Origin of the sequence: Fibrella musci, assembly GCF_041321105.1 — a bacterium.
GTDB classification, from domain to species: Bacteria; Bacteroidota; Bacteroidia; order Cytophagales; family Spirosomataceae; genus Fibrella; species Fibrella musci.
On record NZ_JBGGWD010000004.1, the window covers coordinates 619,395 to 643,203 of the forward strand.

The following is a 23,809-nucleotide window of genomic DNA, read 5'->3' on the forward strand; positions in this document are numbered from 1 at the left end:
CTATGTACTAGTGCATAGGGTAATCGCTCAAAGAATCCGCCACAAAGATGCATTCTTTTGTCAATCAGTAGTTACCTGTCCAAGTAAAATTTATTGAAAGGAATGGCTAAACCGTTCACGCAAAGCCGATAACCTTTTGCCTGCCTGTAACGTTTTATAACCAAAAATCAACGTTATGGAATCTGAAGAGAAAACCGTTTCGCGCGACGATACGCAGATCAACGGTCAAACGGAAGGCCCTAAAGGTAGCGACAACACAAACCCCGACGCCCGTACGGCCGACAATCTGCACACGGCCGTGCAGGAAGACTCGGCGAATGGTCTGGATAGTGAAGAGGTACGGGGCGGACAGGATGGCCGCAACAACCGAGGCATCGGGAGTACCGATATGGACAGCAAGAACGGCGTGTTGCGGCTTGGTGACCAAGACAACAGCACCATGGAGGTTACGGAGGAAGGCGCTGCCAGTGCGGCTGCCAGCGACAGTAAAACCAACACATCAACGGCCAGTGTGACCACCGCTGGGCCTGATGATTACGCCTCTGATGCGGAAGTAGGTGTTCCTAACGCCCAAGAGGAAGCAAAAAAGCAGGACGATGACGACGAGACGGCCGACGAAACCGATGAAGCAGGCGCCAACTCGGAGCAGGAAAACGAAGACATCGCTGAAACAGGTACGTCTCTCACGCATGAGCCTACTTACTAGGCTACCTGAATTTACTTAATACCCTAACAACAAAACAACTAACGTTATGAGCCTTACCAGCAAAACCCGGAAAGAAAACTCCAACTCGCACGCTGATCAACAAATTCATGGCCCGATGGGGCTTGCGCCGGAGCTTTCTCAGTTATACGACCGCGACCTGACCAGCGAACTGCCGTCGAAGCTAGAAGCAGAAGCTGAGCAACCATCGGCGGTTGACGCCCTGGAAGATGCCCGCGAAACGATCGCCGAAACGGATGGCCCCTCGCAAGCCGATATCGATGAGAATAAGCGCGCCTCATGGGGGCAGGCGCCGGTTGATCCGGCTGCGCCCACTCATGTAGCGGACGCCGACTGGAACCGCAGTACCGAAGAATAACATTACCCCCAAACAAATAAGGACCAAGCATTCGTGCGGGCTACCATCAGTGTAGCGGCACGAATGCTTGGTCCTCGTTTGCTTAACAGACAACTACCGTCTGCGTAGTTTGGCTTCGATGGTCTGCTGGGTGTGCGGCACTGCTCGGAGCCGCTCTTTCGGGATCAGCTTGCCCGAGTCGATACAGATGCCGTACGTACCATTTTTGATACGAACCATAGCTAGCTCAAGCTGATTCATAAATTTCTGTAGGCGGGCGGCCAACTGGCTCAGGTTTTCGCGCTCGCTGGTATCGGCGCCATCTTCCAGCAACTTTGAGTTACCTGATGTATTGTCCGTGCCGCTGTCGTTCCGTTTGCTGAGCGCTTCCTTGATATAATTCAGTTCAGAGCGGGTTGCTTCGAGTTTCTGCGAAATCAGCTCCTCAAATTCTTTTAACTCGTCTTCTGAATACCGCTTTTTCTCTTCCTGCACCATTATTAGGTTGTCTAAGTGGGAATCCCGGGTGATCGTACAACAAAAATACAATCAGGTTGGGGTCTTTTTCAATAAGTAAGCCCTCCGTCACAAATTTTTTATAAAATTAGCAAACTGACCTTTCGCTTATCAGCAAAGTAATCTTTTGCAATCTGGCCTGTCGCTAGGGAAGTGTTCGGTTAAATCGGCCCGCCGGAATACAATATACGCTTATCATTTATTTAACGATTTGTAGATAAAATAGGCTTTTATCTTTATCTCTTACAGAATTGTTATGTTTACGGCAAAGTCAACAAACCGATTTTGCTTCAGATAAATTCACATGGTAATGGGATACATCGAACCCGCTCCAATAAAAGACAAAGAGAATCCTCTCGAATCAATGATGTCGCGTTTCGACGCGGCCGCCAAACTGGTGGGCATCAGCGACGAGATGTACGATATTCTGAAAGTACCGGCCCGTCAGGTTATTGTGGGCCTGCCCGTGACGATGGACAATGGCTCCATCCGGGTGTTTGAAGGGTACCGCGTTATTCACTCCAACATTTTAGGACCAGCCAAAGGCGGCATTCGCCTCGATCCTGCCGTTCACCTCGACGAGGTACGTGCGCTGGCCGCTTGGATGACCTGGAAATGTGCTGTCGTAGATATTCCCTACGGTGGGGCCAAGGGCGGCATCGCCTGCAACCCGCGCGACATGTCGGCGGGCGAGATCGAGCGCCTCATCCGGGCCTATACGGTCCAAATGCTGGACGTGTTTGGTCCCGACCGCGACATTCCGGCGCCCGACATGGGCACCGGCCCGCGCGAAATGGCCTGGATCGTGGATGAATACTCGAAAGCCAAAGGCATGACTGTCAATGGGGTGGTAACGGGTAAACCGCTCGTGCTGGGTGGTTCACTGGGCCGCACCGAGGCCACCGGCCGTGGCGTTACGGTAGCTGCGCTGAGCGCGATGGATAAGTTGCGGATGAATCCGTATCGGGCTTCGGCCGCTATTCAGGGCTTTGGCAATGTGGGTTCATACGCCGCCGAGCTACTCCACGAGCGAGGCGTGACCGTGCAGGCCGTGAGTGATATTTCGGGTGGTTATTACAATGAGCGAGGTATCGACATTGTGGCGGCAATGAATTACCGTAATGGTAACAAAGGTACGCTCGAAGGCTTCACGGGTGCCGAGAAGATCAGCAATGAAGAACTGCTGGCGCTGCCGGTAGACGTGCTGGTCCCTGCGGCAAAAGAAGACGTCATCACTGACGAAAACGCGCACACCATTCAAGCGCGGATGATCGTTGAAGGGGCCAATGGCCCAACGTCGGCATCGGCTGATGAGATCATCAACAGCAAGGGAATCATGGTGGTGCCCGATATTCTGGCCAATGCTGGTGGCGTAACGGTCTCGTATTTTGAATGGGTACAGAACCGTATTGGCTACAAATGGACGCTCGACCGGATTAATCGCCGCGCCGACCGGGCCATGAAAGATGCCTTCGATCGGGTGTTCGAAACCTCGCAGAAATATAAGGTGCCGATGCGCCTGGCGGCCTACATGGTAGCCATCGAAAAAGTGGCGAGCACTTACAAGTTCCGGGGCGGCTATTGACACGTACCTAAGTTGAGCTATGAACAGCCTAAACAAGAAGGTCGGCCTGTCACAACAGGCCGACCTTCTTGTTTACCGCCAGATGATGACACACTCATAAGTATACGCCGCACAAAGTATAAGTTAATGCTATAAGTACATTTTCATTTGGAATTAGTGATATGTATTTGCTAGATTCGGCGACTTCTATCCGAATCAATATTGACGTATCATGGAATACCAGTTTATACTGGAGGCTCGACTCAATCAGGAAATACTATTGAATGCAGCCTTACGTTGGTTACGTAATTTGCCTCCCGATGCGGTACACCATTCTCAACTCTTCAAGTTACCTGCGAGTGGTACTGCCAGGGGGCCAAACGTTACCACCCATCATAAACCGAAAAGTTATCGGGTTGTATCACCTGCCCACGATATTCACAGTAGCCATAACATGCGAGTGGTACGACAAATTACACTCGTACCCGGTTTGCAATTACGTCAGATCAGTGAGTTGGGTGGGCATCGTCGTCATTTTTTCGTAGCCGACAGCCGTCGATTACTGACAATCGACGTACCCAGCTTACATCACCGCTGGCAACCGCTGGCTTTCGACTGGTTTCGCCCTTTAGTCAATACCATGCCAGCCATACTTCCGCTGCTGGTATCGGGGCCGGGTAGCCTGGATGGGGCGCGGGGACTACTGTCAGACCTGACGGATGCTGGCGTGGTGGGCATGTCGGCAACAGCTAAGCTGATCGCTGCTGCTGATCTGGGTATGAAAGGATTACAGGGTCAACTTGCCGTTGAGATATGGGAGTTAGTACGAAAGGTCTTCCTGACGCCGGAAGGGCTGACCTTCGTGATAGTGGCTACAGCGGCGGTGCTTCTTTTTGGAGAACCAGTCGTGCTCGGATTGGCCGTATTTGGTGCTGCCATGGGGCTGTTCGATCTGTTGACGGAGGTTATGCAGTTATTCAAACAGTATTACGAAACTGCCTCCGAGGCACGTACCCGGCAGGAATTAATACGGGCAGGTACGTTCTTTTCTAAAGCCGCCGCCAAAGGCCTATTGGATCTGATCGATATATTCTTTTCCGTGCGCTCGTCCTTGCGTTCAGTAGCGATCATCGCCGAAGCGGGCTGGCAACCCGGTGTGTGGATGCGCTTTATCGAAGGTGTACTTACGCGTTGGCGTAACCGGCTGGGGGGCGGCCAGCAGTTTGTGCCTGAGGGGCCGGGCTTCCCAGCAACGATGCCACCGGCCAACACGAACCATCCGCCTGTGCTGAAGAGCGAGGGTAAGCCATCAGGGAAGACGGTAAGTGGACCATCTCGCACTCAACCGTCTGGTTTACCCAATGCGGAAGCAAAGCCAAAAGGAACAAGAGCAGAGCGACCAAAGAAAGATAAAGATTATGATAATCAACGCGCTGCAAATGGAGAAGATCGAGCCGCTGATTTGTTGGCACAGCAGGGATATGACGTAACTCAGAAGCGGCCTGTTACTAAGGACGGCAAAAAACAAAAAACGGCCGATTATGAAGTAGAAGGGAAGGATATGGACTGCGTTACCCCAGCCTCGTCTTCTCCCATCAGAAACGTTTGGAGCCGTGTTCAGGAAAAAGTCAAAACAAAACAGGCACAGCGCGTCGTATTAAATTTAGAGAATTGGAGCGGTGATGTAACCTCGCTCGAAAGGCAATTTGACACTTGGCCTATTGATGGCTTAGAAGAGGTAATTATTATTAACAAAGTTGGAAAAGTTCAACATATATTTCCATAATTATGGCCGTGGAATACACTCTCCTAATAGCAGGAGATTCTGTTGATAGAGAATTAATCGATCAACTACTAAGAGAGCTAAGCTTCCCTTATGCAGAACATAAGGATTTGGATACAGGGTTTAGGATTGATGATTTCATGGATGTGACTGGTTTCTCACTGGCATTTCTCTCTGAACGAAATAACCCCTTCGGCTATGAAGATAATTGGTTAAGCCAACCATTTCAGAGTGATCGATCAATTACCTTACGCGAAAGTCGTCTCTTAGAATGGCCGCAGGAGGAAGAAAATATGCTCAGATTTTTTGTGGCATTGTTGAATCGAATGCAAGACGATGTGCTGCTCACGTTAAACTATGACTATATCCATCTATTCAGGAAAGGCGGGCGCTATTCAATAAAAGTTTCAGCAGGCATTTGGCAGACACCGACTGGTCTTGCCTTTTTAGCTACCACCCCGCACGAAGTAATTCCTTAATAAGGATTATAAGTAATATAGGCTGCACGAACCAGAAGCTCCTAATCATAAAGAACCGCCCGCCTGTGCTAAAGTGCGAAGATAAACTGTCAGGGAGGACGGCGAGGTTGAGCAAATCAATCTGGGTCAAAGTCGTAGGTTGCGGATTATTGTCTGGCGAGTGAACGGGCGGGTTCTTTGCCGCTTATGCCCTAACTTTGCTGTGTTAAACACTAACTGCCTGTTATGCGCTTTCATCGCGAAGGAAATACCATCATGCTTGTAACGGCACTGATTCTGCTGGGGCTGAATCTGCTTGCCTATTACTTTTTATTCCGGGGGAATCAGACGGCGGTGATCGCGCTGGCGGTCGTGAGCCTGATTGCCTTTGGGTTGGTGGTTCAGTTCTTCCGCATCCCCAAACGCGAACATACCCTCGACGAAAAGCTGGTTATAGCCCCCGCCGACGGCACAGTGGTGGTGATTGAAGAAACCGAAGAGTCGGAGTATTTCAAGAGCAAGCGCAAGCAGGTCTCGATCTTCATGTCGCCACTCAACGTACACGTTAACCGGAACCCGCTGTCGGGGGTGGTAAGCTACTTCCGCTATTATCCGGGTAAATATCTGGTCGCGTGGCACCCCAAATCGAGTACCGAAAACGAACGCACGACGGTCGTAATCAAGCAGGAAAACGGGATCGAGGTGCTAATGCGGCAGATTGCCGGTGCCCTGGCCCGGCGGATTGTCTGGTACGTGCGCGAGGGTGAACCGGTAAAGCAAACCGAAGAAATGGGTTTCATCAAATTCGGCTCCCGTGTTGATTTGTATCTGCCACTCGATGCAAAAATTAACGTCACGATGGGGCAAAAAACCAAAGGTGGCGTAACGGTCGTTGCCGAACTGGCATAACCAACAACCAACAGGCTCTGTAGCTGTGGTCCAATCGTTCCGACGATCGGCCCGGTGGCAGAGCCTGTTGACTTTAATGCCTTTCTGAGGCGCAGCCAACCGGTTTGAGCCAAAAGGCGAACCAGCGTCGGGTAGCGTTGCGGTCAAATAGAGCAACCTGTTATGCAAAAACTGTTTATCGGGCTTCTGTGCCTGATCGCTTCTGTCGGTTATGCACAAGTCAACCAGCCGCTGCCTTCGACGACTGACTCCCTGCAAGTGGGGCAACCGGCTACACCCGCGCAACGGGCACCACAGGCAGCCGATCAGACGGACAAAAAGGCGGTACCCGACAAGAACGAGCTCAAAATCAATTTGAATGAGTCAGGTACGCGTTTTGTCAAGGCCACATTGCTGAACCAGACCTGGGTACGTTACAACCAGAGCAATCCCGGCTCGACGGTGGTGCAGGACCCAGCTAACGAGACCGTTGATTTTGGACTGCGACGTACCCGCATCCAACTGTTCGGGCAACTCAGTGACCACCTTTTCCTATATGTCCAGTATGGGCTGAATAACTTCAATTATCAGAATGGCTTTCCGGCTTTCAACACAACGGGGACGCCCTCAAACCGGAAGGTGGCGGCGTTTTTCCATGATGCGGTAGGCGAGTACCTGGTCTTTAAGAACAAAGACTACCTCAAAATCGGTGGCGGACTCACCATCGTCAACGGCCTATCGCGGTTTAGCCAGCCGAGTGTCAGCACCATTGTGGGTATGGACGTACCTGTGTTTGCGCAGGCAACCGTTGACCAGACCGACGAGTTTTCGCGGAAGTTGAGCGTATATGCCCGCGGGCAGGTTGGGCCGATCGATTACCGACTGGTTGTCAGCGACCCTTTTCCGATTCAGACCAACGCGGCCGTACCGCCGGCGCTTGGTCCCAATGCCAGCTTTGCGCTTAAAGGACATCATAAACAGTATCAAGGCTTTCTGATCTACCAGTTTTTCGACAACGAGTCGAACCAGACACCCGGTTACATGACGGGAACGTACCTGGGTAAGAAGAAGGTGCTTACCCTGGAAGCGGGATTTATCACGCAGAAAAACGCTACCTGGACCCGCGAAACAGCGATTGCAGACACCGTCTACCATGCTATGACGTTATGGTCTGTAGCCTCGTTTCTGGATATGCCGCTCAACACCAACGCGGGAACGGCAATCAATGCCTATCTGGGTTATTTTCGAACCGACTACGGTCCCAACTACCTGCGCTTCAATGGGATCATGAACCCGGCTACGGGTATCAGCAGTGGCTCGGCACCGGGCGGCGGTAGTATCGGAGGCACGCAGGGCAACGCATTTCCGATGTTCGGAACGGGGAGCGTGGTGTATGGGCAGTTGGGTTATCTGATGAAGCAAGACCTGTTTGGCCCCGGTAACGGTACTCTGATGCCTTACCTGCAACTACAATTCGCCACCTACCAACGTATTGTGCAGCCTCTGGGCGTCTACAACCTGGGAGTGAATTACCTGATCAAAGGCCATAACGGGAAACTGACACTCGATTACCAGAATCGACCCTACTATCAAAACGCACTCGACAACAACCGGCTGGTACCTGCTGGCCGATTAGGACAGGTTACACTACAATATCAGGTGTTTATCTAGCTGGCAGCGGCTAGCGTATAAACAAATACGTAAGCTGTTGTTAAGCCAACACAAGCTTATTGGCAGCGTACTTGCAGGGAAGAGGTTACTTGGTAGTGGCATTATTAGGCATTTAATCGTAAAATTTCTGTTGATGTGGGGTTTTTAACTAATGATTTATACCAAATGGTATTAATTTAGTAGGCCCAATTTCACCCGGATAAGTCGCTGGCGTCAACCACAACCAATTCAGGTAACCTTTTAGTCAATTCAGATAGCCGGTCGGTCGGTTCAGCCTAATTGCAAACATCCCGGCCAATATCCTTACCGTACATTTGCGAGAGTGATTAACGGATCTATGCGCCAGGTTTACTTTACTCGATTTATTCTCTTAGTCTGCTTAACAATCGCCAGTATCTGGGCTAAAGCGCAGACACCGAGCTATGTGGTGAGCGGGACGGTGGTCGACGCAAAATCAGGGCAGGCGATCCCGTTTGCGAGTGTGGCGTTGGTGGGTCGTAACGTAGGGGTTACAACCGATGAGAACGGCCTCTTTACTCTGAAAACCACTCGCCTTACCGATTCGCTGTATGTGAGCTCCATTGGCTTTGGGGTAAAGCGGTTTGGCATAAACAAGACCAAGTTGCAACAGAGTGTACTGTTGCGGCTGCCGGCCGCGGGTAAAGTCTTGCAGGAGGTGATCGTGCGGGCGGGCGAAAACCCGGCTTGGGGCATCCTGCGCAACGTGCGTAAAAATCTGGATAAGAACGACCGCAGCCGGATACGGGCTTACGAATACGACAGTTACTCAAAAACCAGCCTGTCGCTCACGCACATTTCAGACAAGCTCCGTAGTAATCCGCTCATTAAGAAAGTACTCAGCGAACTCAGCCAGAAAGACTCCGTTACCGACGACCTGGGGCGGCGGATTCTGCCCCTGATGATGACCGAGTCGATCAGCCGGTTTTTTTATCGGGAATCGCCCGAGCGGAAACACGAAGACATCGTGAAAACGCGCATGAAGGGCATCGAGATTGTCGAGCCGGAAGTGCTCGCTCAATTTGTGGGGGGGAACTCACTCAGCTACAACTTCTACCAGAATTACATCCGCGTGCTGGGCAAAGACTTTGCTTCGCCCGTAGGTGCCGACTGGAAAGGCTGGTATTCGATGTATCTGGCCGATACCACCAAAATCGGTAATTTCGTTTGTTACGAGATTCAGTTCGACCCCAAAAACAAGCAGGATCTGCTGTTTACGGGTAAGATGTTTATCGACACCACCACGTTTGCCCTCACCATGATCGAGGCTAAAGTGGGGGCCGAAGCCAACCTGAACTACGTGCGGCGGCTGGAAATCGAGCAGGAACTTGAACCGGCCCGCGATTCGCTGGGCAATAATATTGGCTGGATGCCCGTGGCCCTGCGCACCACCGCCGAACTCTATGGGGTGGGCAAAAATTCGATCGGGGCGCTGGCGCAACAGGTAACCCACAACAGCAATTTCCTGCTCAACAAACCCAAGCCACTCGCTTACTACGACCGAACGGTGGCCGTCTCCGACACGGCCCAAACGAATACGACTCCGCTGGAGGAACTGGCCGGTGATGAAGAGGAAGAAGCCCGCAAAGACAACGCGTATTGGGAACAGAAACGACGCGAGTTGGGCGGGGCAGATTCGCTTAGTGTCAATGACCGAAAAGTACAGAGCCAGATTGATACCATCCGGAACGTACCTACCATCCGAACGGTCGAACTGCTGACGCGTATTGCCACGACGGGCTGGTATCGGAAAGGGCGAGTCGACTGGGGGCCATACCCATATGCGCTGGCTTTCAACGATATCGAAGGGCTCAGGATGCGGCTGGGCTTCCGCACCAACGGGAACTTCAGCAAAAGTGTAGTCCTGCGGGCGTACGGAGCTTATGGTACCTACGACGGTAAGTTCAAATGGGGTGTCGAGAGTGATTTCATCCTGTCTCGGCAAAAGTGGACCATCATGGGCGTGAAGGCAGGCTATGACCTGGAGCGGCTAGGTTTTACCCCCGAACTGATCAACGGCAATAAAGTATTCTACGCGTTCAGCCGATTTGGCCGCTATCGGGGAGGCTACTATACCAGTGCGCAGGAGGCGTTTATTCGGCACGAACCGCTGAAAGGTATTATGCTGACTGCCGCGATTGGCGACCGAACCTTTACCCCTACGTTCGATTACGAATACCTGATTGACCCGGATCGCGGCGATCAGTCGCCCCGAGCCCGGACGTATAACGATGCTTACTGGTCGGCAGAAATTCGGCTGGCGCGTAAGGAAACCTACATCATGGATGGTAACGAACGCATTCCGATTGCCACCAAGCGTACGCCTGTCCTCTGGCTGAAATACACCCGCGGCGGCCACATGTTTGGGGGAACGTTTGCCTACGAACGCTATTCATTCCGCGCGTTTCAGACGCTGAAATTCGGTAAGTTGGGTCGGTCATCCTACGTCCTTCAGGCAGGCTACACACCCACGCGCCTTCCGGCAGTGTTACAGTTTACGCACCTGGGTAACCCCACGGCTTTCTACGCGCCCAACACCTTCAACCGACTCGATTTCTTTGAGTTTGTCAGCGACCGTTTCCTGACCGTACACTGGGCACACGGTTTCGATGGCCTGCTGTTCAACCGGATTCCGTTGATCAAGAAATTGAACTGGCGCCTCTGGACGAACGCCGATGTACTCTGGGGGGCGCGCGGCGACCAAAGCCGCCGGTTCGAAAACATGCCACGCCCTACGCCGCAACCTGGCACCGACGGGCAATATATCAATTTCGGGCATCTCGATCCGGACGTACCGTATGTGGAAGTGGGCTACGGGATCAGCAACATCTTCAAGATTTTGCGCCTGCAAGCGATTCACCGCCTCAACTACCTCAAGCCCGGCACCGATCGCTTCGTACTGAAATTTGGCATAGAAGTAAGCTTTTAAAGGTCATTAGGCTTCGCCGTCAATGACAAAAAACGCCAATAAATGCCGTTTTTTGCGGCTATGTTTTCCCTCAAATACCCACTTGTTCTGGCATCCGGATCGCCCCGGCGGCGGCAACTTATGACCGATGCCGGGTTTGCCTTTTCGATCGAAACGCGCCCAACTGACGAATCTTTCCCGGCCGATATGCCTGTGGATGACGTCGCCGAATACCTGGCCCGGCAAAAAGCGGCTGAATTTGAGGCCGATCTGGGCGAGCGCATTATCCTCTGTGCCGACACGGTGGTGATCGTCGATGACCAGATTCTGAACAAACCAGCCGACGTACCTGAAGCGCAGCGTATGCTCCGCCGCCTGAGTGGGCGGGCACACCGGGTTCGTACAGGCGTGTGCCTGCTGTCGCCTGAAGGGATTGTGTCGTTTACTGACGAAACCACGGTGCATTTTGCCCCATTGACCGATGCCGAAATCGATTATTATATCCGCGTTTGCCAGCCCTTCGACAAAGCCGGAGCCTACGGAGCGCAGGATTTCGTTGGACTGGTAGGCATCGATCGCTTCGAAGGGTCATTTTACACAGTCATGGGGCTGCCCACACACCGGGTGTATCAGGCCCTGAAAACCTTCGCGGCCTGACCTGCCAAACATGGGCATGGTTTAAGCCGATGGCGGCTCCGGATTCCAGCCCAGCTTTTGTTTCAGGTCGAAGGTATGGCCGGCAAAGAGCATCAGAATGTGGTGTTTGTCGAACGCCAGCTTCAGGGCCTTCATGGCTTCGCTCAGCGCAATCGAATAGGGTGTGGCGGTGGGGTGAATCCAGAATAGCAGCGAGAATTGAACGCTATCCCCGAAGCTACGGTAGTTGAACTCGGGTTTGGGTGTCGATAACACAAACGGCAACGTACCTACAGCCAACAGTGCAATCTGCTGGGCTTTATCCAGATCGTCGAGATAAGACACCCCCGCCACAAGCTCGACCCGGCGCTGCCCCAGCCGCGAATAGTTGATGATCGGTTTCTGAAAGACGTCTTTGCTGGGTAACTCCACCGTTTGCCCCTGCCCGTTGTCGAGCACCACCGAGCGGAGTTTGATGGTCAGGACCTTGCCCAGAAAGCCGTTGGTCTCGACGGTGTCGCCCACTTGGATGGGGCGCGCCAGCGCAATCATAGTGCCCGAAATAAAGTTGGCCGTAAGATCCTGAAAGGCAAAGCCCACCGCCAGTGCAATGACGCCCGCCCCCGCCAGCAACGACGTAACGGTTTTGTCGAGCCCAAGCACGCCTAAAGCGATAAATAAACCAGCCGCCACGATCAGCACCCGCACTACGGCCCCCGTCAGGTTCACCAGCGATAAGTTGTTGCTGACGCGCGTAAGACCACGTACGCTCCACCGGCTGACCCAGCGTGAGAGCATGGCAAAAAAGAGCAGGAGTAAAATGGCTACGGCGAGCTTGGGAATCAGCCGGGTAGCCTGCAAGAACCAACTGTATAGCTCAGCGTAGATGAGGGAGGCCGCTTTCTGGAAATTCATAAGGTGGTGGTTATGGTACCCGCCTGAATGACCCGCTCAGGATCATACAGACGGGTAAACATACCTTATGTCAACGGGAGTATGGAGCCTGATGTTTGGGATACTACCCTGCAAACGGCCGATCTACCGTACCCGTGCCCGGAGCGCGTCGCGGTAGCCGGGGCTGAGGGGCACGGGCAGTTTGTCGCCCATCAGCACCTGCTCATGCTCAATTTTATGAATATGAGCCAGGTTGATGGCATACGATTTATGAATACGCATGAACTGATCGGGCGGCAACAGCGACAGCACGTCGGCGAAACGCATACGGGTCACCACGCGCCGGTCGGCCTCATAAAAAACCGCTGATTTCCCTTCCGATTCAACAAAAAGCACCGCGTTGAGGTCGAGACCAGTGGGTTCGTCCTGCGTATTGGTCACAACAAGTTCATGGGGTTGTTGTCCGTCGGGAAGAGGCATGGGGTTACGCTTGCTTGCGCCGTTTCCGGGCAAAATAGGTGGTAAGAAGGCCCGCTGTTACACCGCCTGTAACGGCAGGTGACGCTTCGTAGCCGCCAAAGTAATGTAAAGCGGCGAAAATAAGTTGAAGGCCCAGCACAAAGCCAAGCAGCTTGATTAGATCAGTACGGATCATAGCCTGAAAGAGGAAAGTCTACTAATATACAAGATTTCTCCTTGTCTAGGTTTCCTAAAAGGCGATAATCAGCAACTAAGGTTATTGATCTAGGCGTAATGGGTATCTATGCATTGTCTTTTAGTCGGCGCAGGGTACGTCCGCCCAGCGCCAGGCCCAGTAGCGCGAGTACAACCAGATACCAGCTTAACGTACCCGTAGCTACGTAATCAACTGTGGCTTTCAAGGCCGAAAAAACACCCACCAGCAGGCATAATGTTGCCAGCAGCAACTGAGGGCGCGAAGGTAGGGGAGGCGGGGCGGGTTTCTTGGGCACAGCAACTAGGGTTGGGATGGTTAAACAACCCCAAAGTTGGTTGGGCCGGTTCATTCTGGCAATACCAGACTGCGGGTCTGATAAACGGCATACAATGCCTGAGTGGAGACCGTCCGGGCAACGTGCGCTACCTGCGAATGCGGGGTCAAATTGCGTCGGATGAGCGCCACAACGGATAGAGAGCCCAGGAAGATCACGATCCAGGCGAAGGTTCTGATAATCGATGCAGGCTGCATAAAAGGAAAGTTGAGTGTGTTGTCGTTGACTGACGATCCAAACCTACAGCATGACCTCACATTGGACAAAGTAGTTGGGATGAACAGCCTAAAGAATGGGAGGAACTGCCCGTTTTTGGGGATATATTGCTACCGTTCCTATTCCTCGTTATGCATCGTATATCCAGTATCGACATTACTCGTGGGTTAGTAATGGTCATTATGGCCCTCGACCACGTTCGCGATCTGTTGCATCTGCCCGCGCTGACGCAAAACCCAACCGACCTGGCGACGACCACGCCAGAGCTTTTTTTCACCCGCTGGATCACGCACCTCTGCGCGCCTACGTTCGTCTTTCTGTCAGGTACGTCGGCTTATCTGTCGTTGCAGCGGCGCAGTGGAGCTACGGCGCGAGGAGCCGCGCGGCGGTTTCTGCTGAAGCGGGGGCTGGTGCTGCTCCTGCTCGAACTAACGCTGATCAACTTCGCCTTCTGGTTCGATATTCAGTTTCGCACCATCATGTTGCAGGTCATCTTCGCCATTGGTGGCGGGCTGGTGGTGCTGTCGCTGCTGGCGCGTTTGCCGGTTCGCTGGGTTGGGGTGTTGGGCGCTGTGATCGTAGCCGGTCATCTGCTCGTACCCAATTTGCCACCCAGTACGCCGCAGGGGGGGCAAGTAATTTGGTCGGTATTGTTCCGGCCTAATCTCTTTACCATCAGTCCGGCTTTTTCAATGCTGGTGGCCTATCCGCTGGTGCCCTGGCTGGGGCTCATGTTGGTAGGCTACGCCACCGGCCCCCTGTTTGAGCGCCCGCTCGCCCAGCGCCGGCGGCTATTGTGGCAGGTAGGGCTAGGTACGTTGGCGGGTTTTGTGCTGCTCCGGCTGTTCAATGGCTACGGCGACCCGGCGCCCTGGGCGGTTCAGCCAACCGGCCTGTTTACGCTGCTGTCGTTTTTGAACGTAAGCAAATACCCACCCTCGTTGCTGTATGGCCTGCTGATGATCGGGCTGATGCTGCTGATACTGGCGCTGGCCGAAGGAGCCGATAATGCCTTTACGCGCTGGTTACAGGTGTATGGCTCGGTACCGATGTTCTATTATATCCTGCACTGGTATCTAGTGCACATCAGCATGGTCGTCATGGTGCTCATCCAGGGGTATTCGCTCAGTCAACTGCCCATCGGCACGCTCAGCTTTGGTCGCCCGCCCGGCGCGGGTGTATCGCTGCCGGTGGTGTATGGGGTCTGGATCGGGCTGGTGTTGGTGCTGTATCCCTTGTGCCGCTGGTACAGTCGCTACAAAACAACTCATCCGGAAGTAAGCTGGCTGCGGTACGTATAGACACGTTTGCTAGTTGGGTTCACCGGTTGACGTCTGGTTGACATAGCAACCTGCTGCTGCCGATTTGGCCAGTTCAAACAGACGTCGACCGGTGAACACGAAACTCAAAACTGATAATAAACCCTGGCGCGCAGGCCGACCGATGAGGCGTTCAGGCCGCTGCGTTGCCCCATGACCGGTACCGATATCAAGGGGCTGAGCTGCGCCACGAATGGCCCAACCTGCCGTTCCAGACCCGCGCCGAGCGTCCAACTGCTATACAGCCCGACAGGCCGCGAATAGGTAGTGTTGCGGTGTTCGTAGTCGCGCGGGACGCGTTCGTAGGCAAAACTCACGGTCTCGCTTGGGGCAAGGCCAATCGTTGCTCCAACGAACGGGGTCAGGAAAAACTTCTGTCCGATAGGCAGCCGATAGCCAATCTGAACAGGTATCAGCAGGGCCGAGGCGGTCCGGTTGATGTCATAAAACTTGCGTACCATCGGGAATGGGTTGCCGGGTCCCATGTTGCCCGCCGACATCTCGTCGGGGTATTCGCGGCGGAAATCGCGCTTGGTGCGTTCGCTGAACTGAATTTCTGTCTGGTATGAGTCGCCCGACCAAGTTGCCTGCCCAAATCCCGCGCTGATGGTTAGTTGGTTATTAACGACCAGTTCGCCGTAAATTCCATACGTAGTCATCGCGGTGGTTGCGTCGCCGCCTACGCCCAGCCGCCAGCGAAGACTTGTTGGGTTGGTGCGTTTCTCGGGGGCTACCGTGGCAACGTCGGCAAGAGCCGGGGCGTAGGGCGACCGGTACCGCACCCGCCGTAGTCGCCGCTGCCAGTTATCGGCAAACTCGCCGGACTGCGTTAGACTGGCAATCCGATCAACCGATTTAACCGTTGCCAGAAACGAAGTCTCTGTTGGCTGAGTGGGGGCGGCGGCTGATGACCCCGCGCCGCTTGAGTTGGTTACCCGATTCGCCGGGTTGGCGTTTGTGTAAACAGGTGTTTCATTCGAAAGAGGGGATGAGGAACGCGTTGACAAATTGGGAACTGACGAATTGGACGTACCTGACGGTTGATTGCCCACCGAGTTGGGTGAGGCTCGCTGCGCCAACGACGTCCGCCGGTTGCCCTTCCGAACAACAGTTCGGTCGGCGGCTGCCCGATCGGCTGGGAAGGCGTTGGTGCGTTCGGGGTTGCTCGGCGACACACCGGCGTCGGGCACCGTAACGGCTGACTCGGGCGGCGAGGCAGGGGCTGCCACAATTCGTTCGTCGGTAGCCCGCGGCAACGCACCCTGCGGCTGACCCGTTCGGGTCGACCAGCGTTCGGCAGGCAACGTACCTGGCGCGTCGGCGGCGTTCGGCTCGGCTACCGGATTTGGCACTGAATTGGGCAACACCCGCTGCGGAACGGCAGCGCGCGACAGCGACGTACCTGATACACTGCCTTCAGGCGCGAACGTACCTGCCCCACCATCCGGCTCCAGTTGCGATGGCATAGCCACCGGCACGCGCTGCACCACATACACCGTGTCGGGGCGGGGTTGGCTGGCAATGTCCGTAACGGTCTTTTGCAGGGTCGTCTGCACCTGTTCCAGCTTCGACACCGTGGTGGTCAGTGTCTGAATGCGGTCGTTCAGGGTTTGGTTGGTGCGGTATTGCCAGATCGACACGACCAGCAGGCTGGCGGCTGCCGCGGCCGTGAGGGCGGGTTGCAGCCAATGCACGGGGGCATGCCAGATCGAAGGCGGAAAACCCCGGCTGGCCATAAACCGCTGCAATTGCGTCCAGTTTTTTTCTTGAAATGGCGGATTGACCTCCTCCAGTTTTCGCCGAAGTGCGTCGTCAAAACGGTCCTTATTCATAGTAGCGGGAAGAAGACTGTGGATGAGATGACCGGTGGGCCATCGTAACTAATTCCTGAAGCCGAAGCCGCGCGCGCAGAAAATGGGAGCGCACCGTGGCCTCGTTGGCATTAAGGCTGTCGGCCACTTCGCGCAGGCTGTAGCCGTCGACCACGTGCATCATAAACACGGTGCGGGGCACGGGCGGCAACTGCTGCACCAGACTCAGAATCTCATCGGCCGAGAGGCGATCCACCACCGACTCGTCGGTATTGGCGACGTCGGGCGGCGTGTGCGCCGGGTTGGCCGGGGTCGATGAGATCGTGTCGAGTTTGTGGTATTTACGGTGGTAGCTGATGGCCGTATTCACCACAATAGTGCGGAGCCAGGCCTTGAACGGCAGCGCCGAGTCGTAGGAACCCAGATGCTGGAACACTTTCAGAAAGCTTTCGTTCAGCACATCGTCGGCCTCATCGACATTCGCCATGTAGCGCAGGCATATGCTCTTGGCATAGCTATAGTATTGCCGAAACAGCGTTCGTTGCGCGCGAACGTCGTTGCCTCGGCAAGCCTCGATAACACTCAGCAGGTCGTTATCGGTAAACGTAGATTTTCGGCGAAACAGCAAGCCTGTTAGTAGCTAAGGTCCATAATCAGAAGTCATTTTTTCTTACGCCATAACGCCTGGAAGCGTTGCAGCCTCCGGGTCTAAATCGATCGAAAAAAACACAACAATTCGTTGAGCGTCTGGTGCAACGCTCCCCCGGCCCGCCGCGTAACGATTGGCAAATGATCGATAGGACAATGAATATACTTATACTGGGTGGAATACAAGCCTACGGGCCTGGCCTGCCTGACCGCAAAAGCTACGTGGGCCAGCTGATCAGGCGGCTCCGGGCCGATGGCTACGCGGTACAGGTCGATCAGTATGGGCCCCTGACGTTGCCGGAAGCGGCCACGTTGCTGTCGAGGCTGAAACTGTACGACTACGACTACCTGCTTCTGCAACTGGGCGATGCCGAACTACAGGAGAAATGGCCGGTTCGTTACCCCATCAGCCAACCCGGACGGGTTCTGGGTACGTGGTTACAGCGGCAGATCAGTCAGTTGCATTTATGGATGCGGCGGCATCAGACGGCTCCCATGCGTGTGCTTCGGCATCAGCTGGCCACGGTGCTCATGCTGGCGCAGCCCTATCGCAACCGTACGCTGATGGTACCACCACTGCCGCAACGCCGCGCGTCGTCGTTGCAGCAAACGCTAACCCAGTCGCTTTTCCTCGATGAATCCCGGCTGTGGGGAATTCCCTGTTTCGATGTAGCCTCGACACTCAATCAGGAAAGCCTGCTCTTCCAGACTGATACGACGGATGATCTCAACGAGCTGGCACACGAACTGCTGGGCAGTGCCCTGCACACCCAACTGCTTGAACACGATCCCGTGCCCCCGCCCCGCTGGCGTCGACCGTCTACGTCTTAATCACCTTACCCAATACGCGTTTCATATAACCACTCTCCAATTCACTAAACCACTATGCTCCAAAAACTCTTATTCGGGCTGGCGCTGCTCGTCGCCGTAGCGGCCTGTACCCAGCAGAACAGTAAACTCGATCCGCAGGACGACGAGGCCACCGCGGTGATTAGTTCACTGGCCCGGCTGGGTAATCCCAACAACGCTACGGGCGTCACGGGTAAACCCTGTAGCGAAACCCTGATCGACAAAGCGCAGGTACCGCAGGCTATTTTCGACTATCTGGCCAAGACGTACCCAACCTACGTATTTGTGCAGGCCGAGCAGGGCACCGATCCTACCGGCGCGACTTTCTACGAGATTCAGTTTACGCTCGATGGCAAGAAGCGGCAACTCCACTTCGACGCAGCGGGCACCGTACTGGCTGGCCCCGGCAACGGCCCGAAAGGACATGGCCCCGGCGGAGGCCCCGGCGGACCCAAGAGCTTCACGCCAACGCCCCCCGTCCGGACCGACATCACCATCGACAAACTGCCCAAGCCGGTACTCGATTACATGACGGCCAATTTTGCCGGCTATACGTTCGTGAAGGCTGAAGTGGTTACCGACCCCACAACCGGCGCTGTGCTGTTCTACGATGTGCGCTATACGCTGAACGGTAAAACCCGCGACGCCCACTTCGACGTGAACGGCAACCTTCAGGCACCCAAACGAGGCCCTGGTGGCCCCGGTGGCGGGCCTGGCGGTCCCGGCAATGGTGGTTGATCGATTACTTAACCTATGATGATAGCCCCTGCCCCTCTTAGTAGGGGCTTTTTTGTGTCGGTGGGTTTCAATTGCGGTTTCTCGAAGCCAATTATCCGGGCGATGGTTAAGGGTAAAATGGCTGTGTTGCGACTTACGCTAGTATACCTTGCCCTATCAGCCGCCAGGCTGTTTGATAGCGGGTCGTATTCGTCCTAAAACCAACGTTTGCGATGCTACGTAGCCTTGCCTTCTCTTTATCAGTTTGTCTCTCTGCCGGGTTTGTCCAAGCCCAGTCCTTGCGTCCGCCCGCTTATCCGCTCATTACCCACGAACCGTATTTCAGCGTCTGGAGTACTACCGACAAACTGACGGAGTCGCCCACCCGCCATTGGACGGGCAAGGCGCAGTCGCTGGAAGGTGTCATTCGGGTGGATGGCAAAGCCTATCAATTCCTCGGTGCTATCCCGACCAATTACCGCACGATCCTGGCCACGGGCGAAGTGAAACCTTATCCGGCTCAATACACCTTTTCGAAACCCGCCGCCGGTTGGGAGGCCCCCGATTTCAACGCGACTGGCTGGCAGTCGGGCATGGGGCCGTTTGGCGACACGCCCGAAGCCAAAACCCGCTGGCGGAATGTCCGCACTAATCCCGACGGTATCTACTACCGCCGCGAGTTTGACTACGACGGAAAAAGCGACCCCTCGGCCATGTTGCTGTCGATTAACCACTACGACGACGTGAAGGTGTACCTCAACGGCTCGCTCATTCTGGAAAAGGCCGACTACATCAGCGAATACGTGAATCTGCCCCTGTCGGCGGCGGGCCAGAAAGCCCTGCGCACAGGTCGGAACGTGCTGGCGGTGCATTGTGTAAGCCCGCGCGGCGGCTCGTTCATCGACGTGGGCCTGATCGTACCGGCACCCACGTCGGCCGGGTTGACCCCAGCTACGCAGACTGGCGTGACGGTCACGGCCACCCAAACCAACTATACCTTCTTGGCGGGACCGGTGTCGTTGACGGCCAGCTTTCTATCACCACTATTGCTCAACAACATCGACGTTGCCGCGCGTCCCATCACGTACCTGACAGTCACGGCGGGCTCTACGGATGGCAAGATGCATACCGCGCAACTCTACCTGAGTGTGGCTGGTACACTGGCAACGCATACGCCGGGGCAGGATGTGGTAGCCAGTGCGAACATGACCCCCTCCTGGAATACCGTTCACTGGATGCGGGTTGGTACGCAACAACAGCCTGTTCTTCAGCGCAAAGGCGACAACGTGCGGATCGACTGGGGCTATGCGTATCTGGCCGTGCCACCCCAGACAACCGCTCAGCTAGCGATGGGTAACCTGGTTGATCTGAAACGGGCTTTCATCGGGCAGGGCGTCACTGAATCGACCAGCCAAGCACAGCTAATTGGGTCGGCCAGCGATGTAGGAATGGCTGTGAGTTTGCCAATGGAGCATCTGGAAAAAACAGTGGAACAAAGGCACATCATGCTGGCGTACGACGATGAGTATTCGGTACAGTATTTCGGACAGAACCTGCGGCCCTGGTGGCGGCGCGACAACAAAACCGATATGCCCGCTCTGCTACGCACGGCCGAAGCCGATTATGGCCAACTGGTGAAGCAGAGCGATGCTTTCGACAAGAAACTGTATGCCGATGCCCTGAAAGCGGGCGGTAAACAATACGCCGATCTGTGTGCGCTCGCCTACCGGCAGGCAATTGCGGCGCACAAAATCGTGGCGGGCCCGAAAGGCGAGGTGTTCTTCTTTTCGAAAGAAAACTTCAGCAACGGTTCTATCGGTACCGTGGATGTAACGTACCCATCAGCCCCCTTATTCCTGCTGTACAATCCCACCCTGCTGACGGGCATGACCGAACCGATTTTTCAGTACTCGGAAAGTGGCCGCTGGACCAAACCCTTTGCCGCACACGACGTGGGCACGTACCCACAGGCCAACGGGCAAACCTACGGCGAAGACATGCCCGTGGAAGAGTGCGGCAACATGCTCCTGCTGACGGCAGCGATTGTGAAAGCGCAGGGCAATGCCGCCTACGCCAAAAAGCACTGGCTCGTGCTGACGACCTGGGTAAACTACCTGCGCGATAACGGCTTCGACCCGGCCAATCAGCTCTGCACCGACGACTTCGCTGGTCACTTGGCCCGCAACGCCAACCTGTCACTGAAGGCAATTCTGGGTATTGCGGCCTACGGGCAGATGGCCGCCATGCAAGGCGATCGAAAAACCGCCGACACGTACCTGAGCATTGCCCGCGACATGGCTACCCGCTGGCAAAAACTCGCCGCCGACAACAAGCACTACGACCTGACGTTTGAGAACAGCGCCGATACCTGGAGCCAGAAATACAACCTGGTTTGGGACAAATTGCTGGGGTTGAACATCTTCCCCAAAGCGGTGGCGCAACAGGAAATCGCCTATTACCTGACCAAGCAGCAACCCTACGGCCTGCCGCTCGACAGCCGCAAGACTTACACCAAATCGGACTGGATTATGTGGACCGCCACCATGGCCGATTCCGACAAGGATTTTCAGGCGTTGATCGCGCCCGTCTGGAAGTTTGCCAACGAGACGCCCTCCCGCGTCCCCCTAACCGACTGGCACGAAACCACCGATGCCAAACAGGTCGGTTTTCAGGCCCGCTCGGTGGTGGGCGGCTATTACATCAAGATGCTGGAAAAAGAGTTCAAGGCGAAGAAATAACAACCGTTCCTTTGTGTTATTGAGTAAGAAAGCGCTCTGATTAATAGAGCTTTATGTTTTTTTGTCATCCCGACGTCAGGAGGGATCTTGGAGCGTCCTGGCTAGAGGGTAAGAATACGCCAAGATCCCTCCTGACGACTACGCGTCCCGGTCGGGATGACAAAAAATAGTCAATTCCCTTTAATTCAATCGGGGGTCGATGGGCTGCGTGAGCCAGACCCGGAAGCGGGATTGGTCGTCGAGGGTATTTCCCGCTGACGCGTAGTCGCAAAGACGAAGCAACACCGGCTTGTTGTCGCCTTCCTTGTGCGATTCGAGCCGGAATAGGGCGTCAAATTGCATCCAAAACCCGCCCTGCGCTGCCGATACCGGCTTCAGGTCGACGTACCCATCCGGCCCAACCACGGGGCTAATGGTTTCATCCACGCTGGGACCACCTAGCCGGGCGTCGCGGGTGAGCACGACGGGGCCGCGCACAATGGCCAGATACTGCGGGGTAGTGCCCATCCGGACCACCCGCCCGCGCATATCCAGCGTCAGGCTGAGCTGATCGCCCGTTTGCCAGGTGCGGTTAATCGCCATGTACTCACCCGCCACCACTGCCGATACCGCCTGCCCGTTGACCGTTACGGTCGACTGTGCGCTCCAGGCTGGGATACGTACCCGGACGGTAAACGACTCGGCCTTGGGGAGCGACAGGTGCAGTGTGCTTTGCCCCGAAACCGGGTAGTCGGTTTGCTGGCGCAGGGTGAGCGACTGCCCGCCCGGTGTACTGGTCAGGTACGTTCCTTCGACGAAAAAATTAACCTGAATACCATCTGCGCGGCTCATCACGACCGTAAGGGGCAGCGTAAACAGTCCCCGTGGGCCGCTGGCGACGCAGCAGTTGAGGCCCATACTGCACTGCTCGCCGCCTTCCAGCCGCTGCCCGCTCAGGGGTGTATATTTGGTCCAGTCGGAGCCATCGGCTTTCATCGACCCCAGCAGCGCGTTGTAATACGTCTGCTCGATGGCATCGGCATAGCGGGCGTCGCCCGTAAGGCGTAGTAGTTGCTGACTCAGCTTGATCCAGGTGGCCGTCACGCAGGTTTCCTGATAATGGTTGATCGACAGCGTTTGCAGCGCTTTGCCGCCAAACCAGCATTCCACGCTCGACCCCGACCCCGCCAGGTTGATCTCGGTATCCCGGATGTTCTGCCATGTTTTCTCAACGGCGACTTTGTAGGCGGTCTTCCCCGTCAGCCGGTATAGTTCGAGCAGGCCTTCGTAACACGACATCATCTCGTAGGCTTTCTGGCCCTGTTCCCAGCCAAACCAGTTTTTGGGCTTCGGGAATCGGCTGGCTACGTCCACATCGGCTTTGGCGATCAGTTGCGGCCCCTCGGGCGACTCCCACTGCTGCACAATGGCCTCGGCAAACGCGAGATACCGTTTGTCGCCGGTGCGGCTGTAGAGCAGGCAAACCGGCTCCAGTACCGATGTCGCGGCCATACCCCGGTGGTTCCCTTGCTTCACCAGCAGCGCTTTCCGCGTCGCCAGTTCATTCATCAGGTGGTCGACCACCTTGCGGGCGGCGGTCAGGCTTCGTTTGTCCCGCGTCAGATCGTAGTAGGCCAGCAGCCCCAGCAGGCAATATTTGCGGCCCCAGATGTCCCATTGTTGCAGGTGGCTGGCGTCGGCATAGTTGCCAATGTAGCCGTCGGGTGTCTGGGTGGCAATCAGGTCGGCAACGGCCTTGTCCAGTACGGTTTTGAGCTTGGGCTCGGGGCGGTAACGGTAGGCCAATACGGCCGAGGTAAACCATTTGCCCCAGAATTCGCTCTGCCAGCAGCGGGTTTCGGAGCGGTCGCGAAACGGGGCTACGAGCCGGTCCACGTCCTGCGCCAGAATGCGATGCTGATACGACGCGTCCAGTTTGTCGCCCACAAAGCCCGTCAGTCGGGCCGATAGGGTGGGCAATAGCTGATCGACAACGGCCAGTTTGACCACGACCTGCGCCACACTACACGGAAGAGTAACCAGCCAACCGGCCAACGCGAACAGACTTACGGGAAACAGACGCATACCATCGGGTTTTCGGTGTTTGCATCAGAGAGTCGTTGCC

The 23,809-nt window shown here is 55.2% G+C and carries 22 protein-coding genes; 13 read left to right on the top strand and 9 right to left on the bottom strand.

The features are described 5' to 3' along the window. Nucleotides 1–175: 175 nt before the first annotated feature. Both ACAW74_RS15765 and ACAW74_RS15770 read left to right on the top strand, forming a co-directional pair. Nucleotides 176–706, top strand: coding sequence for a hypothetical protein (locus tag ACAW74_RS15765; protein ID WP_370699165.1), 531 nt, complete (start codon nucleotides 176–178; stop codon nucleotides 704–706). A gap of 46 nt (nucleotides 707–752) precedes the next feature. Beyond that, nucleotides 753–1,082, top strand: a complete 330-nt coding sequence (locus tag ACAW74_RS15770; RefSeq protein ID WP_370699166.1) for a hypothetical protein — start codon at nucleotides 753–755, stop codon at nucleotides 1,080–1,082. Between the two features lie 93 nt (nucleotides 1,083–1,175). On the opposite strand, the gene ACAW74_RS15775 is transcribed toward ACAW74_RS15770, so the two are convergent. Continuing rightward, a complete protein-coding gene (locus ACAW74_RS15775) occupies nucleotides 1,176–1,559 on the bottom strand; it encodes a TraR/DksA family transcriptional regulator (protein WP_370699167.1) in 384 nt (127 codons plus the stop codon). A gap of 328 nt (nucleotides 1,560–1,887) precedes the next feature. Between ACAW74_RS15775 and ACAW74_RS15780 the strand changes: the two genes are divergently transcribed. The 7 genes from ACAW74_RS15780 (at nucleotide 1,888) to ACAW74_RS15810 (ending at nucleotide 11,524) form a co-directional block, all read left to right on the top strand. Then, nucleotides 1,888–3,162 carry a Glu/Leu/Phe/Val family dehydrogenase gene (locus tag ACAW74_RS15780; protein ID WP_370699168.1) on the top strand — a complete coding sequence of 425 codons (1,275 nt, stop codon included), beginning with the start codon at nucleotides 1,888–1,890 and terminating at the stop codon, nucleotides 3,160–3,162. 211 nt (nucleotides 3,163–3,373) lie between these two features. Then, complete coding sequence (locus tag ACAW74_RS15785) at nucleotides 3,374–4,927, top strand: CdiA C-terminal domain-containing protein (RefSeq protein WP_370699169.1); 1,554 nt, start codon at nucleotides 3,374–3,376, stop codon at nucleotides 4,925–4,927. A 2-nt stretch (nucleotides 4,928–4,929) separates the two neighbouring features. After that, on the top strand, nucleotides 4,930–5,403 hold the full coding sequence (locus ACAW74_RS15790; protein ID WP_370699170.1) for a SitI3 family protein: 474 nt from the start codon (nucleotides 4,930–4,932) through the stop codon (nucleotides 5,401–5,403). 225 nt (nucleotides 5,404–5,628) lie between these two features. Then, a complete protein-coding gene (locus tag ACAW74_RS15795; protein ID WP_370699171.1) occupies nucleotides 5,629–6,291 on the top strand; it encodes a phosphatidylserine decarboxylase family protein in 663 nt (220 codons plus the stop codon). Between the two features lie 162 nt (nucleotides 6,292–6,453). Continuing rightward, a complete protein-coding gene (locus ACAW74_RS15800; RefSeq protein WP_370699172.1) occupies nucleotides 6,454–7,941 on the top strand; it encodes a hypothetical protein in 1,488 nt (495 codons plus the stop codon). Between the two features lie 337 nt (nucleotides 7,942–8,278). Beyond that, on the top strand, nucleotides 8,279–10,888 hold the full coding sequence (locus ACAW74_RS15805) for a DUF5686 and carboxypeptidase-like regulatory domain-containing protein (protein WP_370699173.1): 2,610 nt from the start codon (nucleotides 8,279–8,281) through the stop codon (nucleotides 10,886–10,888). A gap of 60 nt (nucleotides 10,889–10,948) precedes the next feature. Beyond that, nucleotides 10,949–11,524: a Maf family protein gene (locus ACAW74_RS15810; RefSeq protein ID WP_370699174.1), complete on the top strand. Its 576-nt coding sequence runs from the start codon at nucleotides 10,949–10,951 to the stop codon at nucleotides 11,522–11,524. A 21-nt stretch (nucleotides 11,525–11,545) separates the two neighbouring features. On the opposite strand, the gene ACAW74_RS15815 is transcribed toward ACAW74_RS15810, so the two are convergent. The 5 genes from ACAW74_RS15815 to ACAW74_RS15835 form a co-directional block, all read right to left on the bottom strand. Continuing rightward, nucleotides 11,546–12,418, bottom strand: coding sequence for a mechanosensitive ion channel family protein (locus ACAW74_RS15815; protein WP_370699175.1), 873 nt, complete (start codon nucleotides 12,416–12,418; stop codon nucleotides 11,546–11,548). Nucleotides 12,419–12,541: 123 nt separating this feature from the next. Then, nucleotides 12,542–12,877, bottom strand: a complete 336-nt coding sequence (locus tag ACAW74_RS15820; RefSeq protein WP_370699176.1) for a LytTR family DNA-binding domain-containing protein — start codon at nucleotides 12,875–12,877, stop codon at nucleotides 12,542–12,544. 4 nt (nucleotides 12,878–12,881) lie between these two features. Further along, nucleotides 12,882–13,052, bottom strand: coding sequence for a hypothetical protein (locus ACAW74_RS15825; RefSeq protein WP_370699177.1), 171 nt, complete (start codon nucleotides 13,050–13,052; stop codon nucleotides 12,882–12,884). 106 nt (nucleotides 13,053–13,158) lie between these two features. Then, entirely contained in the window at nucleotides 13,159–13,368 is a 210-nt protein-coding gene (locus ACAW74_RS15830; protein ID WP_370699178.1) for a hypothetical protein, read from the bottom strand. A gap of 50 nt (nucleotides 13,369–13,418) precedes the next feature. Beyond that, on the bottom strand, nucleotides 13,419–13,604 hold the full coding sequence (locus tag ACAW74_RS15835; RefSeq protein WP_370699179.1) for a hypothetical protein: 186 nt from the start codon (nucleotides 13,602–13,604) through the stop codon (nucleotides 13,419–13,421). Nucleotides 13,605–13,754: 150 nt separating this feature from the next. On the opposite strand from ACAW74_RS15835, the gene ACAW74_RS15840 reads away from it, so the two are divergent. Next, the gene (locus ACAW74_RS15840; protein WP_370699180.1) at nucleotides 13,755–14,924 is read left to right on the top strand and encodes an acetyltransferase domain-containing protein; all 1,170 of its coding nucleotides are present in this window, start codon (nucleotides 13,755–13,757) and stop codon (nucleotides 14,922–14,924) included. A gap of 104 nt (nucleotides 14,925–15,028) precedes the next feature. Here the strand turns inward: ACAW74_RS15840 and ACAW74_RS15845 are convergent, their stop codons facing one another. Next, nucleotides 15,029–16,774: a hypothetical protein gene (locus tag ACAW74_RS15845; RefSeq protein WP_370699181.1), complete on the bottom strand. Its 1,746-nt coding sequence runs from the start codon at nucleotides 16,772–16,774 to the stop codon at nucleotides 15,029–15,031. Next, nucleotides 16,767–17,381: an RNA polymerase sigma factor gene (locus tag ACAW74_RS15850; protein ID WP_370699182.1), complete on the bottom strand. Its 615-nt coding sequence runs from the start codon at nucleotides 17,379–17,381 to the stop codon at nucleotides 16,767–16,769. Before ACAW74_RS15850 ends, ACAW74_RS15845 begins: the two co-directional genes overlap by 8 nt. Before the next feature lie 176 nt (nucleotides 17,382–17,557). Here ACAW74_RS15850 and ACAW74_RS15855 point away from each other — a divergent pair, with 176 nt between their 5' ends. The 3 genes from ACAW74_RS15855 (at nucleotide 17,558) to ACAW74_RS15865 (ending at nucleotide 21,705) form a co-directional block, all read left to right on the top strand. Then, the gene (locus ACAW74_RS15855) at nucleotides 17,558–18,232 is read left to right on the top strand and encodes a hypothetical protein (RefSeq protein ID WP_370699183.1); all 675 of its coding nucleotides are present in this window, start codon (nucleotides 17,558–17,560) and stop codon (nucleotides 18,230–18,232) included. 54 nt (nucleotides 18,233–18,286) lie between these two features. Continuing rightward, entirely contained in the window at nucleotides 18,287–18,988 is a 702-nt protein-coding gene (locus ACAW74_RS15860; protein WP_370699184.1) for a hypothetical protein, read from the top strand. A 212-nt stretch (nucleotides 18,989–19,200) separates the two neighbouring features. Continuing rightward, nucleotides 19,201–21,705: a glutaminase family protein gene (locus ACAW74_RS15865; protein ID WP_370699185.1), complete on the top strand. Its 2,505-nt coding sequence runs from the start codon at nucleotides 19,201–19,203 to the stop codon at nucleotides 21,703–21,705. Nucleotides 21,706–21,885: 180 nt separating this feature from the next. Here ACAW74_RS15865 and ACAW74_RS15870 read toward each other — a convergent pair whose 3' ends face one another. Then, a complete protein-coding gene (locus tag ACAW74_RS15870) occupies nucleotides 21,886–23,769 on the bottom strand; it encodes a glycoside hydrolase family 127 protein (protein ID WP_370699186.1) in 1,884 nt (627 codons plus the stop codon). Between the last annotated feature and the right edge of the window lie 40 nt (nucleotides 23,770–23,809).

Bases quoted from the DNA above. Each gene is read 5' to 3' on its own strand.
- ACAW74_RS15835 (WP_370699179.1), bottom strand. From the start codon at position 13,604: ATGCAGCCTGCATCGATTATCAGAACCTTCGCCTGGATCGTGATCTTC.
- ACAW74_RS15795 (WP_370699171.1), top strand. From the start codon at position 5,629: ATGCGCTTTCATCGCGAAGGAAATACCATCATGCTTGTAACGGCACTG.
- ACAW74_RS15775 (WP_370699167.1), bottom strand. From the start codon at position 1,559: ATGGTGCAGGAAGAGAAAAAGCGGTATTCAGAAGACGAGTTAAAAGAA.
- ACAW74_RS15770 (WP_370699166.1), top strand. From the start codon at position 753: ATGAGCCTTACCAGCAAAACCCGGAAAGAAAACTCCAACTCGCACGCT.
- ACAW74_RS15815 (WP_370699175.1), bottom strand. From the start codon at position 12,418: ATGAATTTCCAGAAAGCGGCCTCCCTCATCTACGCTGAGCTATACAGT.
- ACAW74_RS15805 (WP_370699173.1), top strand. From the start codon at position 8,279: ATGCGCCAGGTTTACTTTACTCGATTTATTCTCTTAGTCTGCTTAACA.
- ACAW74_RS15820 (WP_370699176.1), bottom strand. From the start codon at position 12,877: ATGCCTCTTCCCGACGGACAACAACCCCATGAACTTGTTGTGACCAAT.
- ACAW74_RS15765 (WP_370699165.1), top strand. From the start codon at position 176: ATGGAATCTGAAGAGAAAACCGTTTCGCGCGACGATACGCAGATCAAC.
- ACAW74_RS15785 (WP_370699169.1), top strand. From the start codon at position 3,374: ATGGAATACCAGTTTATACTGGAGGCTCGACTCAATCAGGAAATACTA.
- ACAW74_RS15825 (WP_370699177.1), bottom strand. From the start codon at position 13,052: ATGATCCGTACTGATCTAATCAAGCTGCTTGGCTTTGTGCTGGGCCTT.
- ACAW74_RS15845 (WP_370699181.1), bottom strand. From the start codon at position 16,774: ATGAATAAGGACCGTTTTGACGACGCACTTCGGCGAAAACTGGAGGAG.
- ACAW74_RS15840 (WP_370699180.1), top strand. From the start codon at position 13,755: ATGCATCGTATATCCAGTATCGACATTACTCGTGGGTTAGTAATGGTC.
- ACAW74_RS15855 (WP_370699183.1), top strand. From the start codon at position 17,558: ATGAATATACTTATACTGGGTGGAATACAAGCCTACGGGCCTGGCCTG.
- ACAW74_RS15800 (WP_370699172.1), top strand. From the start codon at position 6,454: ATGCAAAAACTGTTTATCGGGCTTCTGTGCCTGATCGCTTCTGTCGGT.
- ACAW74_RS15870 (WP_370699186.1), bottom strand. From the start codon at position 23,769: ATGCGTCTGTTTCCCGTAAGTCTGTTCGCGTTGGCCGGTTGGCTGGTT.
- ACAW74_RS15860 (WP_370699184.1), top strand. From the start codon at position 18,287: ATGCTCCAAAAACTCTTATTCGGGCTGGCGCTGCTCGTCGCCGTAGCG.
- ACAW74_RS15810 (WP_370699174.1), top strand. From the start codon at position 10,949: ATGTTTTCCCTCAAATACCCACTTGTTCTGGCATCCGGATCGCCCCGG.
- ACAW74_RS15865 (WP_370699185.1), top strand. From the start codon at position 19,201: ATGCTACGTAGCCTTGCCTTCTCTTTATCAGTTTGTCTCTCTGCCGGG.
- ACAW74_RS15790 (WP_370699170.1), top strand. From the start codon at position 4,930: ATGGCCGTGGAATACACTCTCCTAATAGCAGGAGATTCTGTTGATAGA.
- ACAW74_RS15780 (WP_370699168.1), top strand. From the start codon at position 1,888: ATGGGATACATCGAACCCGCTCCAATAAAAGACAAAGAGAATCCTCTC.